Annotated in this window: 19 protein-coding genes and 1 pseudogene; 8 read left to right on the top strand and 12 right to left on the bottom strand. The window is 70.2% G+C overall.

Features of this window, described 5'->3' with window-relative positions; genetic code table 11:
* Positions 1-63: 63 nt before the first annotated feature.
* Positions 64-219, bottom strand: a complete 156-nt coding sequence (locus AX769_RS23820; protein ID WP_157887505.1) for a hypothetical protein — start codon at positions 217-219, stop codon at positions 64-66.
* 247 nt (positions 220-466) lie between these two features.
* Entirely contained in the window at positions 467-1,198 is a 732-nt protein-coding gene (locus tag AX769_RS07665; RefSeq protein WP_066277807.1) for a hypothetical protein, read from the bottom strand.
* 1 nt (position 1,199) lies between these two features.
* Here AX769_RS07665 and AX769_RS25100 point away from each other — a divergent pair, with 1 nt between their 5' ends.
* Genes AX769_RS25100 through AX769_RS07655 form a run of 3 tightly spaced genes read left to right on the top strand, consistent with a single transcriptional unit; the run spans position 1,200 to position 3,003 of the window.
* Positions 1,200-1,580: a PspC domain-containing protein gene (locus tag AX769_RS25100; protein ID WP_239451970.1), complete on the top strand. Its 381-nt coding sequence runs from the start codon at positions 1,200-1,202 to the stop codon at positions 1,578-1,580.
* A 14-nt stretch (positions 1,581-1,594) separates the two neighbouring features.
* Complete coding sequence (locus tag AX769_RS07660) at positions 1,595-2,341, top strand: sensor histidine kinase (RefSeq protein WP_239451969.1); 747 nt, start codon at positions 1,595-1,597, stop codon at positions 2,339-2,341.
* Positions 2,338-3,003: a response regulator transcription factor gene (locus tag AX769_RS07655; RefSeq protein WP_066277800.1), complete on the top strand. Its 666-nt coding sequence runs from the start codon at positions 2,338-2,340 to the stop codon at positions 3,001-3,003. The genes AX769_RS07660 and AX769_RS07655 overlap by 4 nt, the downstream gene beginning before the upstream one ends.
* 293 nt (positions 3,004-3,296) lie before the next feature.
* Here AX769_RS07655 and AX769_RS07650 read toward each other — a convergent pair whose 3' ends face one another.
* Positions 3,297-3,896, bottom strand: coding sequence for a TetR/AcrR family transcriptional regulator (locus AX769_RS07650; RefSeq protein ID WP_066277798.1), 600 nt, complete (start codon positions 3,894-3,896; stop codon positions 3,297-3,299).
* 134 nt (positions 3,897-4,030) lie between these two features.
* On the opposite strand from AX769_RS07650, the gene AX769_RS07645 reads away from it, so the two are divergent.
* Positions 4,031-5,743: an NAD(P)/FAD-dependent oxidoreductase gene (locus AX769_RS07645; protein WP_066277795.1), complete on the top strand. Its 1,713-nt coding sequence runs from the start codon at positions 4,031-4,033 to the stop codon at positions 5,741-5,743.
* Between the two features lie 5 nt (positions 5,744-5,748).
* On the opposite strand, the gene AX769_RS07640 is transcribed toward AX769_RS07645, so the two are convergent.
* Complete coding sequence (locus AX769_RS07640; protein ID WP_204249337.1) at positions 5,749-7,467, bottom strand: GMC oxidoreductase; 1,719 nt, start codon at positions 7,465-7,467, stop codon at positions 5,749-5,751.
* Complete coding sequence (locus AX769_RS24655; RefSeq protein ID WP_204249336.1) at positions 7,464-7,796, bottom strand: hypothetical protein; 333 nt, start codon at positions 7,794-7,796, stop codon at positions 7,464-7,466. Before AX769_RS24655 ends, AX769_RS07640 begins: the two co-directional genes overlap by 4 nt.
* A gap of 145 nt (positions 7,797-7,941) precedes the next feature.
* On the opposite strand from AX769_RS24655, the gene AX769_RS07635 reads away from it, so the two are divergent.
* Positions 7,942-8,454, top strand: a complete 513-nt coding sequence (locus AX769_RS07635) for a hypothetical protein (protein ID WP_157887504.1) — start codon at positions 7,942-7,944, stop codon at positions 8,452-8,454.
* Positions 8,455-8,650: 196 nt separating this feature from the next.
* Here AX769_RS07635 and AX769_RS07630 read toward each other — a convergent pair whose 3' ends face one another.
* The 3 genes and pseudogenes from AX769_RS07630 to AX769_RS07620 all read right to left on the bottom strand — a co-directional run bounded on the left by AX769_RS07630 (position 8,651) and on the right by AX769_RS07620 (position 12,250).
* A complete protein-coding gene (locus AX769_RS07630; protein WP_239451968.1) occupies positions 8,651-9,520 on the bottom strand; it encodes an MIP/aquaporin family protein in 870 nt (289 codons plus the stop codon).
* A pseudogene (gene glpK / locus AX769_RS07625) lies at positions 9,520-11,033 on the bottom strand (glycerol kinase GlpK). Before glpK ends, AX769_RS07630 begins: the two are co-directional and overlap by 1 nt.
* Positions 11,034-11,230: 197 nt before the next feature.
* A complete protein-coding gene (locus AX769_RS07620) occupies positions 11,231-12,250 on the bottom strand; it encodes a Gfo/Idh/MocA family protein (RefSeq protein WP_066277790.1) in 1,020 nt (339 codons plus the stop codon).
* A gap of 58 nt (positions 12,251-12,308) precedes the next feature.
* Between AX769_RS07620 and add the strand changes: the two genes are divergently transcribed.
* On the top strand, positions 12,309-13,295 hold the full coding sequence (gene add, locus AX769_RS07615; RefSeq protein ID WP_066277787.1) for an adenosine deaminase: 987 nt from the start codon (positions 12,309-12,311) through the stop codon (positions 13,293-13,295).
* A 103-nt stretch (positions 13,296-13,398) separates the two neighbouring features.
* Here the strand turns inward: add and AX769_RS07610 are convergent, their stop codons facing one another.
* Positions 13,399-14,763 carry an amidohydrolase family protein gene (locus AX769_RS07610; protein WP_066277785.1) on the bottom strand — a complete coding sequence of 455 codons (1,365 nt, stop codon included), beginning with the start codon at positions 14,761-14,763 and terminating at the stop codon, positions 13,399-13,401.
* 82 nt (positions 14,764-14,845) lie between these two features.
* On the opposite strand from AX769_RS07610, the gene AX769_RS23815 reads away from it, so the two are divergent.
* Positions 14,846-15,007, top strand: a complete 162-nt coding sequence (locus AX769_RS23815) for a hypothetical protein (RefSeq protein ID WP_157887503.1) — start codon at positions 14,846-14,848, stop codon at positions 15,005-15,007.
* 74 nt (positions 15,008-15,081) lie between these two features.
* On the opposite strand, the gene AX769_RS25095 is transcribed toward AX769_RS23815, so the two are convergent.
* Both AX769_RS25095 and AX769_RS25090 read right to left on the bottom strand, forming a co-directional pair.
* The gene (locus AX769_RS25095; protein WP_239451967.1) at positions 15,082-15,252 is read right to left on the bottom strand and encodes an Lrp/AsnC ligand binding domain-containing protein; all 171 of its coding nucleotides are present in this window, start codon (positions 15,250-15,252) and stop codon (positions 15,082-15,084) included.
* Complete coding sequence (locus tag AX769_RS25090; RefSeq protein ID WP_239451966.1) at positions 15,249-15,539, bottom strand: Lrp/AsnC family transcriptional regulator; 291 nt, start codon at positions 15,537-15,539, stop codon at positions 15,249-15,251. Before AX769_RS25090 ends, AX769_RS25095 begins: the two co-directional genes overlap by 4 nt.
* A gap of 108 nt (positions 15,540-15,647) precedes the next feature.
* On the opposite strand from AX769_RS25090, the gene AX769_RS07595 reads away from it, so the two are divergent.
* Complete coding sequence (locus AX769_RS07595) at positions 15,648-16,127, top strand: DUF2000 domain-containing protein (RefSeq protein ID WP_066277780.1); 480 nt, start codon at positions 15,648-15,650, stop codon at positions 16,125-16,127.
* 76 nt (positions 16,128-16,203) lie between these two features.
* On the opposite strand, the gene AX769_RS07590 is transcribed toward AX769_RS07595, so the two are convergent.
* Complete coding sequence (locus AX769_RS07590; RefSeq protein WP_066283309.1) at positions 16,204-17,448, bottom strand: MFS transporter; 1,245 nt, start codon at positions 17,446-17,448, stop codon at positions 16,204-16,206.
* Between the last annotated feature and the right edge of the window lie 56 nt (positions 17,449-17,504).

Genomic DNA, 17,504 nt, shown 5'->3' with positions numbered 1-17,504 from the left:
CTGCGCCGTCGGCGCGTCATCTGACAGCGTAGGACCCCGCCCTTCATCCCCGCCGAGAGAGACTCAGCGGGGTCGCTGCGCGCGAGTCGCGGCGCCGACGATGCCGAGGACGAGCAGCAGCGCGCCCAGAGCGACGAGCCCCGCGAGGCCGGCGCCCCCAGGGCCGAGGGGCGAGACCCATGAGGCGAAGGCGGCCTGGTTGGCAGCGGTCGACAGCACGGCCATCGTGGTGACACCGAAGGCGGAGGAGAGAGCTCCCCAGACGACGCCTGCCCAGCGGATCCGTGGGGCCGGGGCAGCGGCCCAACCGGTCGGGGCGACGGGGTCGGGGGCGGCCGTCTCCGGCGCGGGGCCGGTCGCCGATACGCCGAAGAGGGTCTCTCGGCGGTCAGCGGCTCGGTGGGCTGCGCATCGCCCGACGGGTAGGGCCTGGTGGGGTTGGTGTCGTCGGTCATGGTGGTTCCTTTCACGAGACGAATCGGTAGACGTCTTCTGGCAGCGAGCCGATGCCCGAGACGCCGACGAGCAGGGCTGCCGTGATGCAGACGAGGACGATGGCCACGAATGCCAGGGAGCCGCTTCGACGTCGCAGCAGGGCCGCCGTCAGCATCGAGAGCCCGACCACCGCCGTGGCAGCGGCGCAGCCGAAGGCCGCGGGGTAGTCGCTGAGCGCCGGGACGCTCCAGGCGAAGGCGGCGGCCAGCGCGCCCGCCATCAGAGCGACGCCGAGGGCGATGGCTACGAACGAGCCGCTCGTGCGCGGCTGCGACAGGCGCCGTAGCGTCGCCTGCTCGACGGCATCCGCTTGCCGACGGGAGGCGTCCGACCAGCGGCCCTCGCGCGCGGCGCGGGAGGCGTCGGCCTGCTGGCGCTTCCACCCCTCATAGCGGGCTCGCCACTCGTCCTGCCGCTCTCGCCAGTCGGCGACGACGGTGGGCGAGGCACCCTGTGCCGGCGGCACCGGCGCAGCCGGGGCCACGGGGGCCGCGAAGCCCACGCTGGTCTCGGTCGAGGCGGCCTCCGACGACGCCGGGGTCGCAGGATCCTGAGGGCCCGCCTGGGCGGACGCGGCCGGCAACCCCCACCCGGCTTGCGAGCTCGAGCCCGACTGCGCCCCCCAGCCCGACTGGGCTCCCCAGCCCGACTGGGCTCGGCGCCCGGCCGGCAGCACGCCGTCTGACGCGCCCCGCGTCTGCATCGTGAGCGGCGTGAGCGAGGGGCTCGCCGAGCACCTCGGCTGGCGTGTGGGCGTCGTGCGCTGGGCGTTCGCCCTGTCGATCCTCGCCGGGGGTGCCGGCATCCTGCTCTACCTGTGGCTGTGGGCTCTGACGCCTCTGCGCGCTGCACAGGGCGACGACCCGCATGCTGACGCCGACGATGCGGTTCGCCGCCGCATCCCGGTCCCCCTGCTGCTGGTGGGTCTCGCCGCCGTGCTGGCCGTGCTGTCGTTCGCCGTGTTCGTCCGGCCCGGCTCGACGTCGATCCTGGGCCTCACCGTGCCTCTGGTCATCGCCCTGGCGCTCGGTGCGGTCGCCTGGTCCCGCTGGGTCGAGCCCCCCCCCTCGACGTCGACGGGGTGAAGGGGGCGCGCGTCGTGCGCGTCGGAGTGGCTTTCGGGCTCGCCCTGCTGGCCTTCCTGCTCGCGGTGGCGTCGGTGGGGCCGGACGCGGGGTGGCTCTGGCTGCTGGTCGTCGTGACGGCGGCCGCTGCGGTCGCCGCTGCGGTGGGGCCCGAGCTGTTGACGCTGCGCCGCCAGGCGACCGCCCGCCGCACCGCTGTCGTGCGCGATGAGCAGCGCGCCGAGATGGCCGCGCATCTGCACGACTCGGTGCTGCAGACGCTGGCGCTGATCCAGAACCGCGCGGGCGCCTCGAGCGAGGTCGCCCGCATCGCTCGCGCCCAGGAGCGCGAGCTGCGCGACTGGCTCCATGCCGGCGCCTCATCCGTCGAGCGCGACCTGGCCACCGATCTCCGTGACTTCGGCGCAGCCCTCGAACTCGACTATCCGGCACGCATCGAGGTAGTGGTCGTCGGCGGCACCTCCGAGCTCGGCACCGGCGAGGTGGCGGCGTCGGCGCGCGAGGCCATGCTCAATGCCGCCCGGCACGCCGGCGGCGACATCTCGGTCTACCTCGAGTCGACACCCTCGTCGGTGGACGTCTTCGTGCGCGACCGCGGCGAGGGCTTCGCGATCGACGACGTGCCCGAAGACCGCTTGGGCGTGCGCGAGTCGATAGTGGGTCGCATGCGCCGGGCGGGCGGCACCGCGCGCGTCCGGCCAGGAGCCGGCGGCACCGGCACGGAGGTTTACCTGCACCTCGAACGGAGCGACGACGAATGAGCGACGACAGCACGGACTCCGGCTCGGCCGCGGCCCCGATCATCTCCGTGGTGATCGTCGACGACCACTCGATCTTCCGCTCCGGCCTGAGGGCCGATCTCGATGCCGACCTCGACGTGGTCGCCGAGGCTGCCGACGTCGACTCGGCGGTCGACGCGATCACGGCAGCGCAGCCGACCGTCGTGCTGCTCGACGTGCACCTGCCGGGCGGCGCCGGAGGTGGCGGCGCCGAGGTGCTCAGGCGCGCGGCGGCCCGCTGCCCGTCGACGCGCTTCTTGGCGCTCAGCGTGTCGGACTCGGCAGAAGACGTGGTCGGAGTGATCCGAGGCGGCGCGCGCGGCTACATCACGAAGGGCAGCTCGGGCGCGGAGGTCAGCGCCGCCGTCCGTGCGGTCGCCTCGGGTGACGCCGTCTTCTCGCCGCGTCTCGCCGGCTTCGTGCTCGACGCCTTCGGGGCGGCCTCCGGCGAGCAGGCCGAGCGCGTCGGCGAGCTCGACCGGTTGTCGGCCCGCGAGCGCGAGGTGATGCGTCTCATCGCCCGCGGCTACGCCTACAAGGAGGTCGCCGCCGAGCTCTTCATCTCGGTGAAGACCGTGGAGACGCACGTCTCGAGCGTGCTGCGCAAGCTGCAGCTCTCGTCGCGGCACGAGCTGACCGCCTGAGCGCTCGAGCGCCGCCTGCTCTGAGTCACCAGGGGGCCGGGCTCCGAGCTCCGGGCTCCGAGCTCCGAGCTCCGAGCTCCGAGCTCCGAGCTCCGAGGAAAGGGTGCTGCTTTTTTGGACTTACAGGTTCGCCTGAATTCAGGATCACGTCTCGAGATCGCGTTCAGGCGGCACTGAATTCAGTCAGACCTGTAAGTCAGAAAAAGAGATACCCCTTGGCCGGCCTTCTGGCCGGCGGTGGTTCTTCCGCGCGGCCCTGCGAACACGCGGCAGCACGGCAGCACCAACGCAGCTCACCAGGTGTCGGCGAAGTAGTCCATGGCGCGGTTGAAGGCGATCGCCAGGTCGAACCGAGGTCGCAGCAGCGCCTGCAGCTGCAGGCCCTCGTAGAGGGCGACGAGCTGATCGGCCACGGCTGCCGGCTCGACGTCGTCGGGGGCGAGGCCCCGACTCACGTCGTCGATGATGCTCTGCCGCACGAACGAGTGGAAGTCCTCGTAACGCTCGCGGAAGTACTGCGCCGCCGGGTGCGACTGGTCGGACGCCTCGTTGGCAAGGGCGACCAGCAGGCGCATCAGCCCGGGGTCGGACACGTTGTAGGCGACGAGCGTTCGCAGCATGACGATGGTGCCGCGTCCCTTCGATACTGCGGACACCCGCTCGAGCCGGCGGCGGTTCCAGCGGTCGACGACGGCGAGCACCAGGCCCGACCAGCTCGGGAACTCGTGCAGGACGATATCGGACGGCACGTTCAGCTCCTCAGCCACGTCGTCGACGGATGTCGATCGGTAGCCGAGGCGGGAGATGGCGACGATCGCGGCTTCCACGATGTCGATGCGGAGCTGCACGCTGTGGCTCGTGGCCGCGGGCTGCTCGAGAGCGAGGTCGTTCATGCTCCCAGCTTGACGGCTGGCCGCGGCCGAGTCAGCCCCCGCCGGGCCCCCAGAACGGGTCAGTTGCACAGAACGGGTCAGTCGCAACAGGGCGCGAGCCGGAGGGGCGCCGCGGCTCGGCTAGTGTGAGCCGGATGACGGACGCTCCCACCGCTGCCCGCTCCGACACCGATGTCGAGCCCGCGGCCCCTCCGGTCACGATGTTCGGGCCGGACTTCCCCTTCGCCTACGACGAGTGGCTCGTCCACCCCGACGGCATCGGCAGCATCCCGCCCGAACGTCACGGCGAGGCCGTCGCCGTGATCGGCGGCGGCATCGCCGGGCTGGTCGCCGCCTACGAGCTGATGCGGCTGGGCCTCCGCCCCGTCGTCTACGAGGGCTCGCGCCTCGGCGGTCGGCTGCGCAGCGTCCGCTTCAGCGGCCGCGACGCCGACGAGCACGACGTCGTGGCCGAGCTCGGCGGCATGCGCTTCCCCGTCTCGTCGACGACCCTCTTCCACTACGTCGACCTGCTCTCGCTCGAGTCCGCGCCCTTTCCCAACCCGCTCACCCCCGCGTCCGGCTCGACGGTGGTCGACCTCGAGGGCGAGACCTACTATGCGAAGTCCCTTGACGACCTGCCGCCGCTGTTCCGCGAAGTGGCCGAGGCGTGGGATTCCGCGCTCGATCGCATCCTGCATCTCGGTGGCCTGCAGGATGCCATCCGCGCTCGCGACGCGCACCGTCTCAAAGCGATCTGGGACGTGCTGGTCGAGGCCTGGGACGACCGCAGCTTCTACGAGTTCGTCGCCTCGAGCGACGAGTTCTCGAGCCTCTCGTTCCGTCACCGCGAGGTCTTCGGCCAGGTCGGCTTCGGCACAGGCGGCTGGGACAGCGACTTCGCGAACTCGATGCTCGAGATCCTGCGCGTCGTCGTCACGAACTGCGACACGGATCAACGGCTGATCGTCGGGGGCGCCGAGCAGGTTCCGCGGGGCCTCTGGGGGCGCCGGATTCAGGGCGCGGTTCACTGGCCCGACGGCACCAGTGTCGCGTCGCTCAACGACGGCGAGCCGCACCCCAGCGTCACCCGGCTCTCGCGCAGCGCTTCCGGCGATCTGGCGATCACGGACGAATCCGGCGAGACGCGACGTTTCGGCGCCGTCCTCGCGACCTGCCAGAGCTGGCTGCTGACCACCCAGATCCAGTGCGACGAGAGCTTGTTCTCGCAGAAGATGTGGATGGCGCTCGACCGCACCCGCTACATGCAGTCGTCGAAGACCTTCGTGATGGTCGACCGGCCGTTCTGGAAGGACGTCGACCCGGCCACCGGCCGCGACGTGATGAGCATGACGCTCACCGACCGACTGACCCGCGGCACGTACCTCTTCGACAACGGCCCCGACCGGCCCGGCGTGATCTGCCTCACGTACTCGTGGATGAGCGACGCGCTGAAGATGCTGCCGCACCCGGTCGAGCGCCGTGTCGACCTCGCGCTCGACGCACTCGCACACATCTATCCGGGCCTCGACATCCGGAGCCACATCGTGGGCGACCCGATCACCGTGTCGTGGGAGGACGACCCGCACTTCCTCGGGGCGTTCAAGGGCGCGCTGCCCGGCCATTACCGGTACAACCGGCGCATGTACGCGCACTTCGTGCAGGACGACCTGCCGGAGCCTCAGAAGGGCCTGTTCATCGCCGGCGACGACGTGTCGTTCACGCCGGCCTGGGCCGAGGGCGCCGTGCAGACGTCGCTCAACTCGGTCTGGGGCATCATGCGGCACTTCGGCGGCACATCGGCGCCGACGAACCCGGGCCCCGGCGACGTCTTCGACGAGCTCGGCCCGGTGCGCCTGCCCGACTGACCGGGCTAGTCGCCGGTCGCGCGCCCGCCGACCATCTGGTCGACGCTGCGCATCGACGTCGCGAGGATCGTCAGCACCGGGTTCACACCGCCGTTCGTCACGTGCACCGAGCCGTCCATCACGCGCAGGTTGTCGTGGCCCCAGACGCGGCCGAACTCGTCGACGGCGCTGGTGGCGGGGTCCGACCCCATGCGCAGCGTGCCCGCCTGGTGCTGGCCGACGCTCGGCCCCTCCGGCGCCCCGCCGAACTCCACGACGGAGGTCGCACCGGCAGCCCGCAGCCACTGGCCGCTCGTCTCGCTCGTGAAGTCGCGGGCTCGGACGTCCTCGCGGTGCATCTGCCCGCTGAGTCGCGCGACCGGGATGCCGTGCCGGTCGACCACCGACGGATCGACGCGCACGCGGGAGTCGGCCGACGTGACCTCCTGGATGGGCCCCATGATCCGAAGGCTTCGCCTCGCGAGGTCGCGCATGCCCCGCTTGCTGTCCAGGCCCGTGCGCGGGATGAGCCCCGTCGACGTGAGGTAGCGGTAGGCGTTCGACGGCGTCGGCACGAACTCGTTGACGATGATGCCGCCGCCGACGATGTCGCCGTTGTGGTGCCGGAAGTCGGTCGTCGCGATCGACGGCCCCGGCCCGACGAGGTCTTCGACGATGTCGTCGAACACCCCGATGGCACCCCCGTAGAGGTGGCCCTGCACGTGCCGTCCGACCTGGTCGCGGTTGTTGCCGAGGCCCTGCGGCTCGCGGTCGGATGCGCTGTTGAGCAGGAGGCGAGCCGATTCGATCGCGCCGGCCGAGACCACGACCTCGGCAGCCTCGAGATCCTGCGACCAGTCGTCGCCGTCGACGGCGCCCACGAGTCGCACGCCGGTCACCCGGCCGGATGTGTCGGTCAGGATGCGAGACGCTCGCGTCTCGAGCACGATGGACGCGTTGCCGGTGGCGAACGCCCTGGTCAGGAGGGTGTTCTGGCTGCCGTTCTTGGCGTCGACCGGGCAGGCGAAGCCGATGCACAGGCCGCACTGGCGACAGGCGAGGCGACCCAGGTAGTCCGTCGAGTTGACCAGCAGGGGCACGGTGACCGTCGAGAAGCCGAGCGAGGCGGCACCGGCCGCGAGCCGCTCGCGCGAGGGGCCGGCCGGCAGCGCGGGCATCGGCAACGGCCGATCGCGCGGGCCGCCCCACTTGCCCTCGTCGGGGCTGCCGGAGACCCCGACCTCCCACTCGGCGCGCTCGTAGAAGGGGGCGAGGTCGTCGTACGAGATGGGCCAGTCGGCGAGCGACGACCCCTCCGGCACCCCGTAGGTCGACGCCATCCTGAAGTCGGTCGGCCCGAAGCGCCAGGCCTGGGCGCCGTAGACACGGGTGCCTCCGCCGGCCGTCGAGGCGTTGTTGCCCCAGGCGCCGTCGGAGGGCCGCAGGGTCAGGCGGGTGCGGCCGTCGAGCGACTCCGAGACACGGGGGTTGCCCTCGTTGGCCGGCCCGGAGAGCGGCGCGACGCCCCAGTCCGATCGCGGGTTGCGGATCTGGTCGTGCGACATCTCGGCGATCGACGGCCAGCGCCCGGCCTCGACGACCAGCACGCGGCGCCCCGCCTCGGCGAGGCCCGCAGCCGCCACTCCACCGCCGGCGCCCGAGCCGATCACGATCGCGTCGTAGCGCGGGGCGAGGTCGCGCGGGTGCACGATCGTGTGCGGCGCCTCGGCGACGGGCACGCTCACGCCCCAGCCGCCCCGGGGCTCGGGGTCCAGTCGATCATGGCCCAGGATGCGGCGTCGGCATTGCCTCCGTTGCCGGGGTCGGCGTAATAGCCGCCCGCGACCAGCTCGGCGAACCACTGCCAGTGCGCGCTCGCGTCCCCCCGCTCGACGACGTCGGCGGCCTGCGCGATCCAGTCGAGCCGCTCGGCCAGCATCCGCTGGAGGAAGACGAGGCCGCCCGCCTCCGACGCCGACGGGTAGTCGTCGCTAGGCACTACCGCGTCGATCAACTCGGTGAGCCGGGCCCTGTTCGCCTCGACGAACTCCGACGCTGCGGTCGCCTCCTGCATGCCAACTCCTTCGTTGCACAAAACCGGTTTACTTCGCTGACTTTACTGACACGAATCTACGTGGTCAAACGACATCGCCCCGCCGTTCGACACGGCGAATGTGGCATGCTCGTGGAGTGAGAAATATCTAATGCCTAAGCGCAGGGTGTTCATCGATGAGACGAAGGCACGTGAGTATCTCCTCGTCGCGGCCATCATCCCGTCGCACGGCACGGACCGTGCTCGACAAGCCATGCGCACGCTTCTCCTTCGAGGACAGCCGAGGGTCCACATGAAGAAGGAGAGCGACTCCCGTCGCCGAAAGGTCTTGAGTGTCATCGCGGAGATCCAGCCGCTCGTCGTGATCTATCGAGCTGGCGCACCGCACCGCACTGATCTCATTCGTCGCGAGAAGTGCCTGCGCGCAATTGCCCGCGACCTGCTGGCCGACGGGGAGACGCACCTGTTCATCGAAACCGATGAGACTCTCATCAGGCGAGACCGTCAGTGCTTGGTCGATGCACTGCACGGGGCAGCCCCGACGGCAACTTATGAGCATCGGACAGCGGCAGCTGAACCACTTCTGTCCATTCCGGATGCCGTCGCGTGGGCGTGGGCCCGTGGGGGCGACTGGCGGCGGCGGATCGAGGGAGTGGTTCACACGGCCGTTGACGTGTGACCGGCCCGGACAGCGCAAAACCCGAGCGCCGCGTCCATTCCGAACGGGTCTCGGGTCTACTTCCTGAAGCTCAGCGCAGCAGGCAAAAAAATATTACCGCAAAACGGTGTCACGAAGTCAAGATGCCGAGAGGCGAACGCACGAACGACCCCGTGCTCGGGCGAGCGCGGGGCCGTTCGGCGTCGTGCGGGTGGTGCTAGTTCTTCGCGGCCGGGATGGTCGTGGGCAGCGTGCGGGCGATGGTCGCCTGGTAGACGCCGCCGCCGACGAGCGCGCCGACGAACGGGCCGACGATCGGCACCCAGAAGAAGATGTTGCCCCTCTGGTCGAGCCACGCGCTCTTGTAGCCGACGATGTACTCCATCAGGCGCGGGCCGAAGTCGCGAGCCGGGTTGATGGCGTAGCCGTCGTTGAGGCCCAGCGCGAAGCCGATGCCGACGACGACGAGACCCACGGCGATCGCCGACACGGCGGGCGTCGGGTTGGCCCCGAGCACGTCGGTGATCGCGAAGATCAGGAACACCAGGATCGCGGTGCCGAGCACCTGGTCCATGAACGCCTGGGGGATGTGCACGTCGTAGGCGTTGTTGCCGTTGCCTGGCAGCGTCGAGAACACGCCCTGGGTCTTGAACGTCTTGCCCGGGTCGATGTGCTTCAGCGAGTACATGTAGTTCAGGTAGATGAACAGGGCCCCGAGGAAGAAGCCGACCACCTGCGCGACGATGTACGGCCCGACCTTGCTCCACGGGAAGCCCTTGTACGTGGCGACGGCGAGGGTGACGGCGGGGTTGAGGTGGGCACCCGAGACGGCGCCGGCCACGAAGATACCGAACGTGACGCCGAGACCCCACGACCAGGCGATCGAGTCGTGACCACCAAGGGATCCTGCCCCGACGGTCACCTGAGCGACCACGCCGAAGCCGAAGACGGCGATCATCATCGAGCCGAGCATCTCGGCGAAGAGCTCGCCGAGGAGGGTCGGCTGGGCCTTGCGGCCGGGGTCGGCCATGCCGGCGAGATCGCTCTCGGTCTCGGCGGGCTTGCGGAAGGCGAAGATCGAGGCCATCAGTTCACGTCCCCGTCCACCCAGTCGAACGTCTTGGTGACGGCTTTCTTCCAGAGGCGGAGGGTGCGCTCGCGCTCGATCACGTCGAGGTTCGGCTCCCAGCGCTTGTCTTCCTGCCAGTTGGCGCGCAGGTCGTCGAGGGTCTCCCAGAAGCCGACGGCGAGGCCGGCCGCGTAGGCGGCACCCAGAGCCGTGGTCTCGGCCACGACCGGGCGGACGACGGGCACGTTCAGGATGTCGGCCTGGAACTGCATGAGCGCGTCGTTCGCCGTCATACCGCCGTCGACCTTCAACTCCGTGAGGTCGACGCCGGAGTCGGCGTTGACCGCGTCGAGCACCTCGCGGGTCTGGAAGGCGGTCGCCTCGAGAGCAGCGCGAGCGATGTGCCCCTTGTTGACGTAGCGGGTGAGACCGACGAGCGCGCCGCGGGCGTCCGAACGCCAGTACGGGGCGAACAGGCCCGAGAACGCCGGCACGAAGTACACGCCGCCGTTGTCCTCGACCGTCAAGGCCAGGGTCTCGACCTCGGGGGCCGAGTGGATGATGCCGAGGTTGTCGCGCAGCCACTGGATCAGCGAGCCAGTGACCGCGATCGAGCCTTCGAGGGCGTAGTGCGTGGGCTGGTCGCCGAGCTTGTAGCCGATGGTGGTCAGCAGGCCGTTCTCGGAGTGGACGATCTCTTCACCCGTGTTGAAGATGAGGAAGTTGCCGGTGCCGTAGGTGTTCTTCGACTCGCCCTTGTCGAACGCGGCCTGACCGAACGTCGCGGCCTGCTGATCGCCCAGGATGCCGGCGATCGGCACCTCGCGGAGAAGGCTGTTGTCGGAGACGACGCCGTAGACCTCGGACGACGACTTGATCTCGGGCAGCATCGACTTCGGCACGCCGAAGTCGGCCAGGATGTCGTCGCGCCAGGTCAGCGTCTCGAGGTCCATGAAGAGCGTCCGGCTGGCGTTGGTCACGTCGGTGACGTGCACGCCGCCATCGACGCCGCCGGTGAGGTTCCAGAGCACCCAGCTGTCGGTCGTGCCGAACAGCAGGTCGCCGGCCTCGGCCTTCTCACGGGCCCCCTCGACGTTCTCGAGGATCCAGACGATCTTGGTGCCGGCGAAGTACGTCGCGAGCGGCAGGCCCACGATCGACTTGTAGCGCTCGACACCGCCGTCGGCGGCCAGGCGGTCGACGATCGACTGGGTGCGGGTGTCCTGCCAGACGATGGCGTTGTAGACCGGCTGCCCGGTGTTCTTGTCCCACACGACCGCGGTCTCGCGCTGGTTCGTGATGCCCACGGCCTTGATGTCGTGGCGGGTGACGTTCGCCTTCGACAGGGCCTGGCCGATGACCTCGCGGGTGTTGTTCCAGATCTCGATCGGGTCGTGCTCGACCCAGCCGGCGCGGGGAAGATCTGCTCGTGCTCGAGCTGCCCCGTCGAGACGATCGACCCCGAGTGGTCGAAGATGATGGCTCGCGTGGACGTTGTGCCCTGGTCGAGCGCGATGACGTAATCGCTCACTGAATGAACTCCATTGTCGTTGTCAGGATCCGGCGCCTCCGGTGCAGAGCCGCCACCTGGAAACTAGTGGAGCGTGCACGCCCGCCAGAAGCGTTTGCACGTATGTGCACACCACCTGTCGTAAACATCCCCCGAACTGCACGCGCGCTGGGAATTCGTGCATCACGGCGCCCCCACCCGATGTCGTCGTCGGCCGGTCAGCCGAGCTGGCGGCGCGCCTCGTCGAGCGTGGCCATCACGGCGATCGTCTCGTCGAGCGAGTGCAGCGGCGACTCGGTGCGCCCCTCGCCGACGTAGCGCGCGAGGGCGACGGCCTCGCAGCAGAGCGACTCTCGTGCGACCCGGCCGAAGGGGTCGTGCCAGGTGTCGACGAGGTCGCCGGTGCCGTCGAAGAGACGCACGTCGTCGGCGAACCAGAAGGGGGAGGGGATCTCGAGGCGTCCCTCGGATCCTGCGATCACCGAGGCCTCGGGCGTGCGAGCCGTCAGCCCCGTGGTCAGCACGGCCTGGGCACCGCCGTCATGGGTCAGGATCATGGCGGCCTGGCGATCGACCCCGGTGGGGGCGAGGTCGCCCGAGGCCAGCACGCCGGTCGGCGAGCCGAGCACGAACGACGCCCACGACACCGGGTACACGCCGAGGTCGAGGAGCGCGCCGCCGGCGAGCGCCGGGTCCCAGAGACGGCTGGTCGGGTCGACCGGCGCGAGGCCGCCGAAGTCGGCGGTGACGAGGCGGATGTCGCCGAGTGTGCCGGCCTCGAGCACCTGCCGCACGACGTCGGACTGCGGGCGGTAGCGCGTCCACATCGCCTCCATCGCGAACACCCCGGCCGCGCGGGCGGCGTCGGCGATGCGCTGGGCGCCGGCGGCAGACGTCGCGATCGGCTTCTCGACGAGCACGTGCTTGCCTGCGGCGATGGCGAGAAGGGCGTGCGACTCGTGCTCGCTGTGGGGCGACGCGATGTAGATCACGTCGACCTCGGCGTCCTGCACCAGCTTGGCGTAGGAGCCGTAGGCGTGGGCCGCGCCGTGCTTGTCGGCGAAGGCCTGCGCACGCTCGAGCGAGCGCGAGCCGACAGCGACGATGCGCTGGCTCGTATGACGGGCGACGGAGTCGACCCAGTCGTGCGCGATGACACCGGGGGCGAGGACGCCCCAGCGCAGCACGGGCGCGTCGTGGAGGTCGGTGTGGCGGGGTGAAGGCAGCGTCGCAGTCATGCCTCGAGCATGGCAGGCGCGACCGCCTGGCGGGTCGGCGCGCCCCTAAAGTTGGTCCATGCTGCCGATCACCGAACTCCACATGCACCTCGAGGGCTCGTTCGAGGTCGAGAGCGTCATCGCCATCGCCCAGCGCAACGGCATCGCCCTGCCGAGCTTCGACCCCGAGGTGCTGCGCGCGAAGTACAAGTTCGCCGACCTGCAGGAGTTCCTCGACCTCTACTACGACAACATCCGCGTGATGCGCACCGCCGAGGACTTCCACGACCTCGCCGCGGCCTACTACCGCCGGGCTCACACCGCAGGCGTTCGTCACGCCGAGGTGTTCTTCGACCCGCAGACGCACACCGGCAACGGCATCGCGCTCGAAGCGGTGCTCGAGGGTTTCACCGCCGCCCGTCTCGAAGCCGAGCGCGACTTCGGCCTCACCGGCGGCCTCATCGCGTGCTTCATGCGCGACCGCGGCGCTGCCGATGCGGTCGACACGATCCGCGCGCTCCTCCCCCACCGCGATCTCCTGCTCGGCGTCGGCCTCGACTCGACCGAGGTCGGCAACCCCTCCTACCTCTACCGCGAGGCCTTCTCGATCGCCGCAGCCGAGGGCCTGCACCGCGTCGCTCACGCCGGCGAAGAGGGCTCGCCCGACTACGTCTGGGAGGCCCTCGACGTGCTCGGTGTCGAGCGGATCGACCACGGAAACCGCGCCCTCGAAGACCCGGAGCTCGTCGCGCGACTCGTGGGCGACAGGATCCCGCTCACCGTCTGCCCGCTGTCGAACCTCGCGCTGCACACAGCCCCGCCCGCGCTCGCCGACCACCCGCTGCCCGCGATGCTCGAGGCCGGCCTCCTCGTCTCGATCAACAGCGACGACCCGGCCTACTTCGGCGGCTATGTCGACGACAACTTCGCCGCCCTCGACGAGGCGCTCGCCCTCTCGCCGGCGACCCGCGAGCTGCTCGCACTGAACGCGATCGAGTCGTCGTTCGCGCTGCCCGCGCGCAAGGAGGCGCTGCGCGCCGAGGTCGCCGCCGCCGTCGCGCTGTAGCCCAGCCCAGCCTTACCTTTTCGGCGTGGCCGGCCCCTCCCGAAGGTCAGGACGTGCCGAAAAGATAAGGACGGACGGGGCGGGCGGGCGCGGGCAGGGCTGGTCAGGCGGGAAAGAGCCCCGCCGGGTCGCCGACGGAGTCGAGCCAGGCCGCGCGGCGGGCGAAGAGGTCGGGCACGAGCGAGCGCACGCGTGCGATGAGCGCCGCGAGGTCGGCGTTCGCCAGCACACCGTCGCGCGCGATGACCTGGCCGGCGACCATCGTCATGGCCACGTCGGAGCCCTGCACCGCGTGTACGAGGTTGTGGTGGATGTTGGCGTAGGGGCCGGAGCCGATCAGCGGAGTCATGCGCGGAGTGTCGCTGCGAACCGCGATGAGGTCTGCCTGCTTGCCGGGCTCGAGCGAGCCGAGCGTCGCATCCTGCCCCAGAGCCGTCGCCCCGCCGATCGTCGCCATTTCGAGCACGTCCCACGAGTCCATCGCCGAGGCGTCCATCGTGCGCAGCTTGCCCAGCAGCGATGCCGTCTTCAGCTCTTCGAACATGTCGAGGTTGTTGTTCTCTTTCTCGCCGTCGGTGCCGAGGCCCACCGCGATGCCGGCTGCGAGGTAGTCGGCGACAGGTGCCATGCCGCTCGCGAGCTTCATGTTGCTGACCGGGTTGTGCGAGATGCCGGTGGGGCGACCCCCGAGGAAGCCGATCTCGGCACGGTCGAGCCACACCGCGTGGGCGAACATCGTGCGCGGCGCCTCGAACCAGCCGATGCTCTCGAGCGCGAAGATCGGGCGCCTGCCGTAGCGGCGGTCGAACTCCTCGACCTCGAGCGACGACTCGGACAGGTGCGTGTAGAGCCCCGTGTCGTAATCGCGGGCCATCGCGATGGCCCGTGCCAGCCCCTGGTCGTCGGCGTAGAAGGGGCTCTCGAGACCCACCCACGGCGTGATCCTGCCGCCGGCCGCGCCGGCCCAGTCGCGCAGCATCCGCTCGTTGTCGTCGAGGCTGTCGAAGTAGTCGTAGTCGGGGTGCGCCCCGGTGTAGTTGACCGAAACGAGACGGTTGCCGAGCTCGGACGCCGCGCGCGCCGGTCCGCTCATGAACCGCCACATGTCGACCACGGTGGTGGTGCCCGACAGGATGCCCTCGGCGTAGCAGAGCCACGCGCTCGCCTCGGCGTCGTCGGCCGTGAGCACCCGGTGCATCGGGTCGATGTGCAGCCGCAGCCACTCCCAGACGGGCAGGCTCTCGGCGGTGCCGCGCAGCATGCCCGAGTGGTGGTGGGCGTTGACGAGCCCCGGCATCAGCACGGCTGCCCCGAGATCGTCGATGACGGCATCAGGATGCCGGGCCACCACCTCGGATCGCGGCCCGACCTCGATGATCGTGGAGCCCTCGACGGCCACCGCCGCGTCGGCCACCACCTCTCGCGCGGCGTTCATGGTGACGAGGTGGTCGGCGGTCAGAATGCGCATGGCTCATGATGCCCCGTGCGAGGGCCCGTGTAGGCACAAGAACCCTCTGTCCACCCGAGCCATCTCGCCCTAGGTTGAGAGCATGGGTCAGACATTCATGGTGCTCTTCGCGGGCGCCACCGTCATCGTGATCGCCGGGGCGATCGCGATCTTCGCCGCGATCATCTGGCGATCCATCCGTTCGGCCCAGCCGAAGCGCCCCACCACCCTCTCGACGCCGACCGCGTGCGCCTCGCCTGGCTGACGAGCGACGACACCGATCAGCCGCAGCCCGTCCGAGCCGGCGACCGCTAGCACTGGCGCCGTTCTCGGCCTGGCTCAGCTCGGGATGGGCGCGATCCGGCGGTTCTGCACGTGCTCGTAGACCACCGAGGTGCGCACGTCGGCGACCTCGGGCCGTGTGGTGAGCTCGTCGACGACGAACTCGTAGAGCGCCTGGTTGTCGGCGACGGCGACGTGCAGGCTGAAGTCTTCGGTGCCGCTCGTCACGAACAGCCCGAGCGTGTCGGGCGCGAGAGCGCCCAGTCACGGAAGCCCTCGATGTTGCGTCGCGACGGCGGCCGGATCCGCACGGCGATCAGCGCCTGAACCGCGCGCCCGATCTTCGCCAGGTCGACGTCGAGAGTCGCACCGCGGATGACACCGCGCTGTCGCAGCGAGCGCGTGCGGTCGAGGGCGGTGGTCGGCGAGATGCCGACGGCCGCCGCGACGTCGCGGTTGGTGCGCCGTGCATCCGCCTGCAGTTCGGCCACGATCGCCTGATCAAGTTCGTCCATTGGCACCGTATCCGCCTTCATCTCGTAGTTCGTACGAATCCCAGCCTACGAGGCGCACGAGCGATCTACGCTCGCCTCTGTCTCCGATCATTCGACCAGCAGGATGCCATGATTACTCCCGATACACGCCCGACCACCGTCGGCTTCGACTCCGACGAGATCGACACCTCCGCGCCCACCCGCGCCGCCCGCCTGAAGTGGGTGATCGCCGTCGACTCGTCCCTCCCGCCGGGGCGGGCCGTGAACGCCGCCATCTGCGCCGCGGCCTCGACCGGGCTGTCCGTGCCGGGGCTGCTGGGGCCGGAGGTGGTCGACGGGGCCGGCTCGTCGCATCCTGGCCTGCCGTGGGCGGGGTGCTCGATCCTCGGCGGCACGACCGAGCAGCTCGCCGCCTTGCGGCTGAAGGCGGTGGCGGGCGACACGGTGTTCGTCGCCGACATGCCGGTGCCGGCGCAGCACACCCTCGTCTACGACGAGTACCGCTCGCAGGTCGAGTCGTCGCCCGATCTCGCGTACTACGCCGTCAGCATCGTCGGCCCGAAGAACCGGGTCGACAAGCTGACGAAGGGGCTGACGCTGCTGCCGTAGCGCCTAGAACCACGCGATCCGGTTCGCGCCACGTGTTCTCGTGGTACGAACCGGATCGCGTGGTTCGAGGCGCCTCTCAGGCGGCGCGACGGAGCGACGCGATCAGCGGCAGCGCCGTGGCGAGAGCGATCACGATGATGATCACCGCGAAGCCGACGAGCGCCGCCGCAAGGCTCACCGAGAGGGTCGCGACGCCGATGCCGACCACCGGCACCGTCAGCCCGACGTAGCCGAGCAGGAAGATGCCCGCCAGCACCTCGCCGCGGTTCGCAGCCGACGCCAGGGATCCTGCGACCGCGAGAGCGGCCTTGAAGAGCGTGCCCGCGCCGCCGCCGGCGATCACGCCGCCGATGACGAAGAGCGCGAGCCCGGCCGACGCGACCACGGTCACGGCCAGCAGCGCGATGCCCACGACGAGCAGCACGGCGCCCAGCACGATCTGCGCTCGCACGCCGAGCGGTCGCACGGCGATCTGCGAGACGGCTGCGGCAGCGAACGTGGCGAACACGATCAACCCGGCGACCGCCTTCGAGGTGATCTGCAGCTGCCCCGAGACGACGATCGGCGCGAGCGACGTGAACAGGCCGAGCACCGAGAAGGCGGCGAAGGCGATGCCGCCGGCGAGGAGGAAGCGGCCGCGCGATTCGCGGGGCACGCTGATCCGCTGCGGGCGATACGCGCGTCGCACGTCGGGGCGGGTCGCCGTCTCGGGCACGAGCGCGATGCCGATGAAGGCGAGCACCAGCAGCACGATGAACACGACGAACGGCGTGACCAGCGGCAGGCTGACGAAGCGGGCGAGCACGCCCGAGATGAGCGCACCGACACCGAAGCCGCCGAGATTGGCCGCACCCGACACGATCTGGCCGCGGGCCGGGTCGGCCCCGGGCCGCGACTTCAGGTGCAGGTCGAGGATGTGCGCCGTCACGGTCGCCGTGAGCATGCCGATGCCGAGGCCGGAGACCACCCGCGCCACGATCAGGCCGGCGAGCTCGGGCCAGACGAGGAAGACGACGGCCGAGACGATCTCGAGGCCGATGGCGGGCAGCAGGATGCGACGGCGCCCGAGGGTGTCGCCAAGGTGCCCGGCGAGGAAGAGGCTGATGACCACTCCGACCGCATAGGCGGCGAAGGCGATGGTGATGGCGAAGGTCGAGAAGCCGTCGCGCTGCTGGTAGAGCGACCAGAGCGGGGTCGGCACGGTGCTGTAGGCCATGACGACGAGGAAGGCCGCCGCAGCGACCCAGAAGCCCGCGCGGTGGCCGAGACCTCGGCGGGCGCTCGGGCCAATCGCGGTGATGAGGGCGGATGTTGTTGACATGACATCAGTGTCGTCTTCCGCGTTCATCAAGTCCAACGGTCAATTGTGATGCGATT

Source organism: Frondihabitans sp. PAMC 28766 (genome assembly GCF_001577365.1).
Classification (GTDB): domain Bacteria; phylum Actinomycetota; class Actinomycetes; order Actinomycetales; family Microbacteriaceae; genus Frondihabitans.
The sequence above is the reverse complement of the archived record's forward strand: the minus strand, read 5'-3'. Positions and strand labels throughout refer to the sequence as shown.

Excerpts from the sequence above, each read along its gene's own strand:
- AX769_RS07665 (WP_066277807.1), bottom strand. The coding sequence starts at position 1,198 with ATGCAGACGCGGGGCGCGTCAGACGGCGTGCTGCCGGCCGGGCGCCGA.
- AX769_RS07655 (WP_066277800.1), top strand. The coding sequence starts at position 2,338 with ATGAGCGACGACAGCACGGACTCCGGCTCGGCCGCGGCCCCGATCATC.
- AX769_RS07650 (WP_066277798.1), bottom strand. The coding sequence starts at position 3,896 with ATGAACGACCTCGCTCTCGAGCAGCCCGCGGCCACGAGCCACAGCGTG.
- AX769_RS07645 (WP_066277795.1), top strand. The coding sequence starts at position 4,031 with ATGACGGACGCTCCCACCGCTGCCCGCTCCGACACCGATGTCGAGCCC.
- AX769_RS24655 (WP_204249336.1), bottom strand. The coding sequence starts at position 7,796 with ATGCAGGAGGCGACCGCAGCGTCGGAGTTCGTCGAGGCGAACAGGGCC.
- AX769_RS07630 (WP_239451968.1), bottom strand. The coding sequence starts at position 9,520 with ATGGCCTCGATCTTCGCCTTCCGCAAGCCCGCCGAGACCGAGAGCGAT.
- AX769_RS07620 (WP_066277790.1), bottom strand. The coding sequence starts at position 12,250 with ATGACTGCGACGCTGCCTTCACCCCGCCACACCGACCTCCACGACGCG.
- add (WP_066277787.1), top strand. The coding sequence starts at position 12,309 with ATGCTGCCGATCACCGAACTCCACATGCACCTCGAGGGCTCGTTCGAG.
- AX769_RS07610 (WP_066277785.1), bottom strand. The coding sequence starts at position 14,763 with ATGCGCATTCTGACCGCCGACCACCTCGTCACCATGAACGCCGCGCGA.
- AX769_RS23815 (WP_157887503.1), top strand. The coding sequence starts at position 14,846 with ATGGGTCAGACATTCATGGTGCTCTTCGCGGGCGCCACCGTCATCGTG.
- AX769_RS25090 (WP_239451966.1), bottom strand. The coding sequence starts at position 15,539 with ATGGACGAACTTGATCAGGCGATCGTGGCCGAACTGCAGGCGGATGCA.
- AX769_RS07595 (WP_066277780.1), top strand. The coding sequence starts at position 15,648 with ATGATTACTCCCGATACACGCCCGACCACCGTCGGCTTCGACTCCGAC.
- AX769_RS07590 (WP_066283309.1), bottom strand. The coding sequence starts at position 17,448 with ATGTCAACAACATCCGCCCTCATCACCGCGATTGGCCCGAGCGCCCGC.